Source organism: Fodinibius roseus, from assembly GCF_900129315.1.
Classification (GTDB): Bacteria; Bacteroidota; Rhodothermia; order Balneolales; family Balneolaceae; genus Fodinibius; species Fodinibius roseus.
Genome location: NZ_FQUS01000024.1, coordinates 71,864 through 80,304 on the forward strand (window position 1 = coordinate 71,864; position 8,441 = coordinate 80,304).

8 protein-coding genes are annotated in these 8,441 nt (G+C 43.7%); 3 read left to right on the forward strand and 5 right to left on the reverse strand.

Translation table 11 applies throughout. From position 1 onward, the window contains the following. Positions 1-9: 9 nt before the first annotated feature. From BUB16_RS17755 to BUB16_RS17770, 4 genes are all read right to left on the reverse strand, one after another. Entirely contained in the window at positions 10-438 is a 429-nt protein-coding gene (locus BUB16_RS17755; protein ID WP_073067570.1) for a DUF1801 domain-containing protein, read from the reverse strand. A 102-nt stretch (positions 439-540) separates the two neighbouring features. After that, complete coding sequence (locus BUB16_RS17760; RefSeq protein ID WP_084088413.1) at positions 541-1,605, reverse strand: serine hydrolase domain-containing protein; 1,065 nt, start codon at positions 1,603-1,605, stop codon at positions 541-543. A gap of 249 nt (positions 1,606-1,854) precedes the next feature. After that, positions 1,855-2,628, reverse strand: coding sequence for a LytR/AlgR family response regulator transcription factor (locus BUB16_RS17765; protein WP_073067572.1), 774 nt, complete (start codon positions 2,626-2,628; stop codon positions 1,855-1,857). After that, a complete protein-coding gene (locus tag BUB16_RS17770; protein WP_084088414.1) occupies positions 2,625-3,629 on the reverse strand; it encodes a sensor histidine kinase in 1,005 nt (334 codons plus the stop codon). Before BUB16_RS17770 ends, BUB16_RS17765 begins: the two co-directional genes overlap by 4 nt. A gap of 614 nt (positions 3,630-4,243) precedes the next feature. Here BUB16_RS17770 and BUB16_RS17780 point away from each other — a divergent pair. From BUB16_RS17780 to BUB16_RS17790, 3 genes are all read left to right on the forward strand, one after another. Beyond that, the gene (locus BUB16_RS17780; protein ID WP_073067577.1) at positions 4,244-4,462 is read left to right on the forward strand and encodes a hypothetical protein; all 219 of its coding nucleotides are present in this window, start codon (positions 4,244-4,246) and stop codon (positions 4,460-4,462) included. A 179-nt stretch (positions 4,463-4,641) separates the two neighbouring features. Further along, complete coding sequence (locus tag BUB16_RS17785) at positions 4,642-5,751, forward strand: metallophosphoesterase family protein (RefSeq protein WP_073067579.1); 1,110 nt, start codon at positions 4,642-4,644, stop codon at positions 5,749-5,751. Then, positions 5,748-8,180, forward strand: a complete 2,433-nt coding sequence (locus tag BUB16_RS17790; RefSeq protein WP_073067581.1) for an AAA family ATPase — start codon at positions 5,748-5,750, stop codon at positions 8,178-8,180. Before BUB16_RS17785 ends, BUB16_RS17790 begins: the two co-directional genes overlap by 4 nt. Positions 8,181-8,231: 51 nt before the next feature. Here the strand turns inward: BUB16_RS17790 and BUB16_RS21830 are convergent. Further along, the coding region (locus tag BUB16_RS21830; protein WP_211483225.1) for a hypothetical protein at positions 8,232-8,441 on the reverse strand (210 nt) is incomplete at its 5' end.

The following is an 8,441-nucleotide window of genomic DNA, read 5'->3' on the forward strand; positions in this document are numbered from 1 at the left end:
TGGGTGGCATTATAATCCCAGCATAGGCAACTGCTTTACCTTATGATACATTAACGCGGCAGAAATACACCTTTTTAATACGACTTTTGGAACATGATCGTCTATTTGAAAAACAATGGCCCGATTACCTTCAAATTCAAATACATCGGAATAAAGTCTTTTAAACGTCGGAACCAATTCGGTTGTGCATGTGAAATACATCGCATACTGTTCTGGTGTTTTTTTCTTCCAGTCAACCCGGATAGTACTTCCGTATTTAGTTACATAACTGGGTTCGCCCCATTTTAGGGTTTCCTCTAAATGAGTTACTTCCTCGATTTCGTTTGCCGCTTCTAAGATTATACTTCGGAGGGTTAATATTTTCTTTCGTATCGAATCGGGGTACTTATTGAAGGTCGATTCAACGGCAGGGCTGGTTTTTACCTGTACATTTTCCATACTCTGTTAAATAACGAATGAAAAGCTAAAATACCAGTTGTAGCAGGGGAAGGGAATGCTTTTCCATTTAGTACGTTTGTTAGGTTTCTCTGACTGCGGTGATCACTGACTCCAGTTTACCGGAGTAAACTGAGGTTGAGACACAGAATTATCTATCTTAGCTTCAATAAGCTGCAGTAGAATTTCTTCAACATCCAGTCCATAAACCCCTTGATTGTAATCGCGTGATGCACGGTGAACAAATACAATATCTAACTTTGGCAAAACCCATACTGATTGACTTCCTACTCCCGAGGCAAAATAGGCATCATATTGACTGAGTTCATTTGCACTTATCCACCACAAAAGGCCGTAATGTATTGGTATTTCTTTCCCTATGACATATCTGAATTTAGGTTTTGTGCTTGCTTCAATCCAGTTGGCTGATATAATTTGTTCATCTTTCCATCGCCCATTTCGCAAGTATAACAGGCCAAAACGCGCCAGATCGCGGGCAGACATCCAAATGTTATAACTTGGATGTTCTGAACGCCAGGGCTGTGAAAAATAATGTCCCCATGTAGCTTCGTAATCCTGCATACCTATTGGTTTAGCTATAAGCTTTTCAATAGCTTTAAAGACTATTTTGCCAGTTTCTTGCTCATAGATGCTTCCCAATGCATTAAAATCCCAACCATTGTAATACCACTGTTCACCTGGTTCGGCGCTGCCCGGATCAGGACCCCGTCCCTGCCGATAAACACCTGAACTGGCTGAGAGTAAGTGGACAACTTTTGCCTTCTTTTCTTTTTCCGACAAAGGCGGTTGAGCCCGAATATACAGTTCATCAAGCGTAGCTGAGGTATCAATTTCTCCTTTTTCAATGGCAATACCATATAAGCTATTAAACAGACTTTTGTAAATTGAGGCAATAAATTCTACTTCGGCATTATGTCCCCATTCGGTAACCACCGCCCCTTTATAGATTAACATTATGGCATCAGAACCAAGTGAATCTGCAAAGTCTTTGACCTCCGCTATTTTCTTTGAAGACCATCCGGCTTGTTCGGGTGTGGCGTATTGCATCCAGGTGGAATCGGGGTAAATAAACGCTGACTGGTTTGACTGAGCAATGCAATCAGCCGCTATAATTGTGACAAAAATAAAAAGTAGTTCTGTCCTCAGCATAGTAATAGGATTGATTTTAGTTCTGATTATGTGGTATTGCCTCTTCGAAGGCTGTAATAGGGGCCCCGCTCATAGCATCTACCACAAATCTCCAATTACCTGCATCACCTCTTCTTAAGACCGTTGCAAACTTCCCAGCCGAACGCACTAAAATGAAGCTATTTGAAATGCACCGGATATGAAACGACTATTCGATGAGTGGCGGATTTCCTGAGATAGGAATGGGTATTGATGCGGTAAACGAAGCTTTTAAAAAGCAGTTTTAGACATCTGTTGCAGTTCTGCCTTGTATCCACCGCTGACTTTTAATTCCGTGCCGTCATGGAGTATCACGGACCATTTGTCATTATTGCTGGTTTTCAGTTCCAGAATTTCATCTTTTTTAATGATATATGAGCGGTGAATGCGAATGAAGGCAGGCGAAAGCTCTTTGACCATCTGTTTCATAGTTTCTCGCTTGAGGTAGGATTTATCAGAACCCTTTATATGTAGTTCAACATAATCGCCGGCTGCTTCGAGGTATATTATCTCGTCGGTCGGGATAAAGCGAATGCGGCCTTTATTTTTTATTTTTATCCGGCTTGGTAATTTCTGTCGGCCGGTTGTCTCTTGAATTGAATCAATAGCCCGGACTATTTTACCGAGTTGCTTGCTGTCTACTGCATTTAGATTCTTTTGAACTCTCTGCAGGGCCTCATGAAACCGCGTGCTGTCAATTGGTTTCAGAAGATAATCTACAGCATTCAATTCAAATGCCTTAATAGCATATTCATCATAAGCTGTGATAAAAATTACCTGCAGGTCGCTAATTTCATCCAGTTTGTACAGTACTTCAAGACCGGTAAGTTCCGGCATTCGAATATCCAGAAAAAGAAGGTCAGGTTGATGTTCGTTGATCTTGTCGAGTGTCTCAGAACCCGTACTGCATTCTGCGATAATGTTGAACTTGTCATGCTCAAGTAAACGCAGACGTATATTTTCGCGGGCGAAGGATTCATCATCAGCAATAATCGTTTGAATCATGGGGAAACAGGTTGTATTTCGTAGTTAGGATTATCAATAAGTTCCTGCTTAGCCTTAATGGCTGGAATTTTAATCGTCACCTTGAATCCTCCTTCTTTCCGGTAGCGGCACTTAAAAACGTAATCTTCTCTGTATATTTCCTGCAGTCGCTCTCTGGTTCTCTGCAATCCTGTTCCCAACGAAATCTTGTCAGAATTTTCATCACTTCCTGTATCGGTTACTTCAACTTTCAAATATTTATCCTGTAACAAAACGTCAATTGACATTGTCATGGTCCCTTCCTTTGGAGCCAGGCCGTGTTGAATGGCGTTTTCTACGATGGGCTGTAAGAGCAGGGCAGGGATTTGGAGATTATAGGTCTCTTCTCGGATATTATAAATAATTTCAAGGCGATCTTTGAAGCGGTACGTTTCAATTTCAAGGTACTGTCTGACAAAGTCGATTTCTTCTTTCAGCGGCAGCATTTGTCTATCGTCTTCCTGTATGGTTGATCTCAAGTAATCGCTCAATTTGGTAATCATTTGGGCCGCATCGTTGGCCCCTTTTCTTATGACCATAGTTTGAATAGCACTGAGCGTATTAAAAAGAAAATGTGGGTGTATCTGGGCTCGTAACGCTGTAAGCCGGGCTTGGGTGAGTTGTGATTTCATGCGCACTTCCTGAATTTGACGCTCGCGGAACTGTCGGTAATAATTGAAAGAGAAATAGGCGGCCACAATTGTCCAATAGACAAGCAGATCCAGCTGTAACCATATATCATCAAATAAGTTGACCATTTGTGCCGTGGCATGGCGATAGCTCAGCGGAATATTTTCGTTTAGAATCACGAGCCAGCATGAGTGAAAAAACAGGTGCAATAAACCGAAGCCAATGCCGACAATGAAGTGGACACAAAAACTCTTTAGTTGATTCCCTGGTTCAAAATTGAAACTCCTGCAAAGAGCTACCACGCCATAACAAGCTGGTATCCATATCATCCAGATAGGCAATGCGTACCACAAGGCGCGATAGATTGTTACTGCACCATCATTTGCGAGTAGACTTTTCAGATAAATTTGGGCCGCGCACAGGATACCCAGGGAAGTCCAGACAGCACATATAATCCCGAACCATTGGATACGATTGAATCCAAATAGGCCACTCCGAACTGATATATTTTTGTTGTATCTAATATTTCAAGAATTATAGGTGTACTTCGTATCTCAAAAGAGACCTTACTTAAACTTATAGCAAGTAACTCATTTTCGGTTTGTTTTTCAATAAGGTGAAAATAATTCAAAAAAATATAAGGGTTGTCCTCAAGAAAGTACTTACCTATAGAGATAGTCATTTAGTTGTTGAGATCGTCTGTTAATAAGGATGGAAAGGTTAGCCTTGATTAGCTGGCCTTTTCTTTGTTATTGGATAAGGTTAAGCTGTTCTTTTTTTCCGGATATTAATGCAGGGATGGTTATCTCTTTTTTGAATCAATACGTTTCCGAGGCATGATGTGTATGCATAAAAAATATGATTAAAAGCATTTGCTTTGAGCAGGCTAAGATTTCAACATAACATGTAGAGAATTCATATCTTTAATTGCTATAAACAAACTTAAAAAGGTGATATCTTCGCACATTTGAACCGAAAAAAACACCATATAACCCTTAAGGATTTTTCACTGGAAAGTGGAAAAATATCGTTTAATGTCCTGCAGTCATCGCCGATTAAGGAGCAGTTGGACTTAAAGCGGCTTCGGGCAGAACAGGAGTATAAAGGAACAAGATTGGATAACGTAATAGGGGAATGGCCGGGAGATGAATCCATCGGAGAGTTGCTTGGAATACTTGAAAAATGATGGTTACTATTGATACAAGTATACTTATCCATTTGCTTAGAGGGCCGGACCTCATTCCGGTCATTTTTAATAACCACCGACAGATATTTTGAACATCTGGACAATGTATATATGGATTTCGTGTATATAGATCCTGACCAGTAAACAAATAAGTTGAATATTATAGAGCAAAAAGGATTATGAGTCTCAACATTTTCCACATAGCCGACTTCCATCTCGGCCGCACCTTCCGCAATTTGCCGGAGGCCCAGGACACGCTTTCTGAGGCGAGGTACACAACCCTCCAAAAGACCATTGAGAAGGCCAATGAATTAGAGACCGATATCTTTGTCATAGCCGGGGACCTGTTTGACCGGACTTCCATGAAGGTGGGAGATATTCGGAAAGCCGTCCGGGCAATCAATCAGTTTACCGGGGAAGTGGTATTGGTTCTGCCGGGAAACCATGACTACATCACGGCTGACAGCCAGCTCTGGGATCGGTTCAAAAAAGAAGCCGAGGAGCACGTATTGGTGCTGGACAAAAAAAAGCCGATTGAATTGTCCGTATTTGAGCCGGAAGTAGTGGTGTATCCCGCGCCCTGTCACGCGAAGCATTCGGCGGATCATGCTATCGGATGGGTGGAGAAGATAGAAAAAGACAAGGACGCCCTCCACATTGGTATTGCACACGGGAGTATAGAAGGAGTATCACCCGATTTTGACCAACGGTACTTTCCCATGTCCGTTCATGAACTGGAACAATCCGGTACCGATCTCTGGCTGATGGGGCATACGCATATCACCTGGCCGGCCCGGCCCGACAAGCGGGATATGATCTTTAATCCCGGTACCCCCGAACCCGACGGATTTTCCTGCAATCACGAGGGACGCGCTTTCCTTCATAGGGTCGGAGATGATAAAGAAATTACGACCGAGATCGTCAGCACGGGTACCTACCGGTTTGTACAGAAGAGTGAACAGATTTCATCCGCCAGGGATGTTCAAGATCTGGTAAAACAGTTTAGCGAGGATTCCTGGCAGCAAGCTGTTTTGGAGCTGGAGGTATCCGGGAAGCTGGAGGAGGAAGCGTTTGAGGCCTGGCAGGAAAGCCGGTCAAAAATTCGTGACTCCGTATTGGAGCTTCGGCTTGATGACACTGAGGTTCGCCGGAAAGTCACTTCCGAACAAATACAGAAAGAGTTCTCCGAGGGTTCATTTCCCGAGCAACTGCTGTCCTCGTTTTCAGAAGAAGAGGAGGAAGAGGAGCTGCAGATGGCCTATGAACTGATAAAAGAGGTGCAGCAATGATGTTGTCAAAAGTATTTCTCCATCCCTTTGCCGGAATTCAGGAGAAGACATTTAAATTCGAAGATGGACTGAATGTCCTGCTGGGGCCAAACGAAGCGGGCAAATCCACGGTATTTCAAGCCGTGATGCATGGCCTGCTGACCACCACGTCACTGACCCGGACCAAGGTGGGAAATATTATGGGGAACCATTTTCCCGCTGTTGGCGGAGATGTCATTCGGGTAGATCTGGAGCTCAGGAATGGCGAAAATAATATCATTCGTATTCACAAGATCTGGAAGAAAGGGAATCGCAATGGCAGAGCTTCTTTGAAATTACCTGATGGCTCCGAAATTACGGATGAGGAAGAAGTGCAGAATCAGATTGAATCACTGCTTCCGGTTTCCCCCGCAACCCTCCGGACTATTCTGCTTGCCGATCAGTCCGGCTTGCATCGGACGATGCAGGAGATGAAGCAGGAAGGCAAAGTACGGAAAGAGCTGGGCAATATCCTTCGACGGAACTTTATGGAAACCGGCGGGGTGTCCGTGGACCGGTTCCGGGAACTGCTCGATCAGAAATATGAGGATTATTTCAAGCGGTGGAATCGCCCGCAGCAGTATCCTGAAAACAACCGTGGTATCAAGAATCCCTATAAGGTTGGCACCGGCAAAGTTGTTGAAGCCTATTATAAGAAGGAGCAGCTCCGGTTGGACTTGGAAGAAGCCCGGCGTTTTGAAGACAATCTGGATTCATTAAATGAAATCCTGAACGCCCTCATTGCCCAGCAGGAGGAAAAGAAGGAGAAGTTTGAACGGCTCAATCCTTTAAAAAAAGGCATCCGGGAACGACAGCTTAAAGAACAAAAGTTAGCGTCAGCTCAAGAAAGAAAAGAGCGACTGCTGCACGTAAGCAAAAAATGGCCGGTCTTTGAAGATAAAATGGAGAACCTGGAGCCCAAGCTTGAAGCACGCCGGAAAAAATTGAAGGAGCTTCAGCAAGAGCAAGAAAATGCAAAAAAGAAGCAGGATGCCGAAAAGTTAAAACAACGAATTGCTAAAGTTGAGGAGCTGGCCTCACAAGTAAAAGAAGCGAAGAGCGAACTAAAAGAGGCGCAAAAAGTAACACAAGGCGACCTTAAAAAGCTACGATCCCTTCAATCGGATAAACGACAACTACAAACGAAAATAGAAGCAGCCAAGCTTACCGTTCGCATCGAAAGTGATTCGGATCGAATGCTTCGTTATACCGAAGCCGGTCAGGATGAACAAGAAATTGAAACAAAGAGTGGTGAAACGCTCGAGCAAACGGCATCTGGTGGATTTACCCTGATAACAGATGAACTAATGGTAAAAGTGTTTTCGGGAGAAGGTGACCTTGAGGGTACGATCGAGACTCTTCAGATGAAGAAGGAAGAATTATCCAACTATTTGACAGGCCTTGAGACAGAGTCCGTTCAGGAGGCAGAGTCTTGTGCCGGGCTCTACCAAAAGAAAGAGAATGATTTAGAGCAAGCCAAAAAGGCGTATAAGAATGAGTTGGGCGATCAAAAGCTGGAGGACCTGAAAAATGAGCTCGAAGCTTTTGGGGATTTGTCCGGGATGCGGAGCTCCGAAGAGATTACGGAGGATATCGTTGAAACGAGGACAGCGTTAAACCAGCTTCAAAAAGAAGCAGAAGAAGCGGAGAGTAAGATCAAAGAATGGACGGAAAAATACGGCTCTTCCGATGATGTCATTCTTGAACTGGCTGACACCTCAAAATTGCTCAGGGATCTGCAAGGAGATCTCGATGATCTTCCTTCGCTGCCCGAGGGATACGAATCATCCGGGGAATTTATCAAAGAGGTGGAGCAACTGGATAACGATATCCAGCAGTTAAAGGAGCAGGTTTTTGCAAAGAAACAGGAGCGCACGCAGCTGGAAGCGGAAGCTCCGGATACCTCATCAGAAGAGTTGCAGAAACTACGGGAAGAAGCGGAGGCTGAATTTGAGCGTATTAACAGCCGAGCTGAAACACTGGCCCAGGTCCGCAAAAAATCGCTGGAACTGATCGAGACGATGGACAGCGACACCTATAAAGGCCTTGAAAGCAGCTTTGTGAAATGGCTGGAGCTTATGGTCGGCGACCGTTTTTCTACCGTGGATATGGATAGTGACATGCCCACTGTTTTTAAAACGCAAGAAGCTACCTCGCTGACCTACAATTTACTTTCCCACGGGACCAAAGACACGGTAGCCTTGGCTTGGCGGTTTACCCTGTGCCAGAAATTTTTGGAAGGAGGATCCGGATTTATGATTCTGGATGATCCGATGGTGGATATTGATCCCAAGCGCAGAAAAGCTGTAGTGCAGGCTATCAATGAGTTTTCGGAGCAGTACCAAACAATTGTAATGACGTGTCATCCCGACCATGCGGAGGAACTTAACGGAGAGGATTTAGTTATGTAGTTAGTTATAATATGAAGCGCAAACAACTTTTCTCCGGGAACATTCCCATTTTCATCTTCGACTTTGAGTTGATTCAATCATAAAATCATTATGCCCAAAAAAATCGACTTTTTCTCCTCTTATAGTTTCTACTACAACAAGTTGGCTGTCTGAGTGATTTTTTATTACCTGAATCCGTGAGTTATGAGGATAAATTACGTTCTTTGATTTAATTTTTTGAATTTGCTCTGTTCGTTGCCCGCTGACTTGTTCAACGACAAC

What these genes read in the sequence shown, in the direction of transcription:
- BUB16_RS17755 (WP_073067570.1), bottom strand. Translation starts at nt 438, where the DNA reads ATGGAAAATGTACAGGTAAAAACCAGCCCTGCCGTTGAATCGACCTTC.
- BUB16_RS17760 (WP_084088413.1), bottom strand. Translation starts at nt 1,605, where the DNA reads ATGCTGAGGACAGAACTACTTTTTATTTTTGTCACAATTATAGCGGCT.
- BUB16_RS17765 (WP_073067572.1), bottom strand. Translation starts at nt 2,628, where the DNA reads ATGATTCAAACGATTATTGCTGATGATGAATCCTTCGCCCGCGAAAAT.
- BUB16_RS17785 (WP_073067579.1), top strand. Translation starts at nt 4,642, where the DNA reads ATGAGTCTCAACATTTTCCACATAGCCGACTTCCATCTCGGCCGCACC.
- BUB16_RS17790 (WP_073067581.1), top strand. Translation starts at nt 5,748, where the DNA reads ATGATGTTGTCAAAAGTATTTCTCCATCCCTTTGCCGGAATTCAGGAG.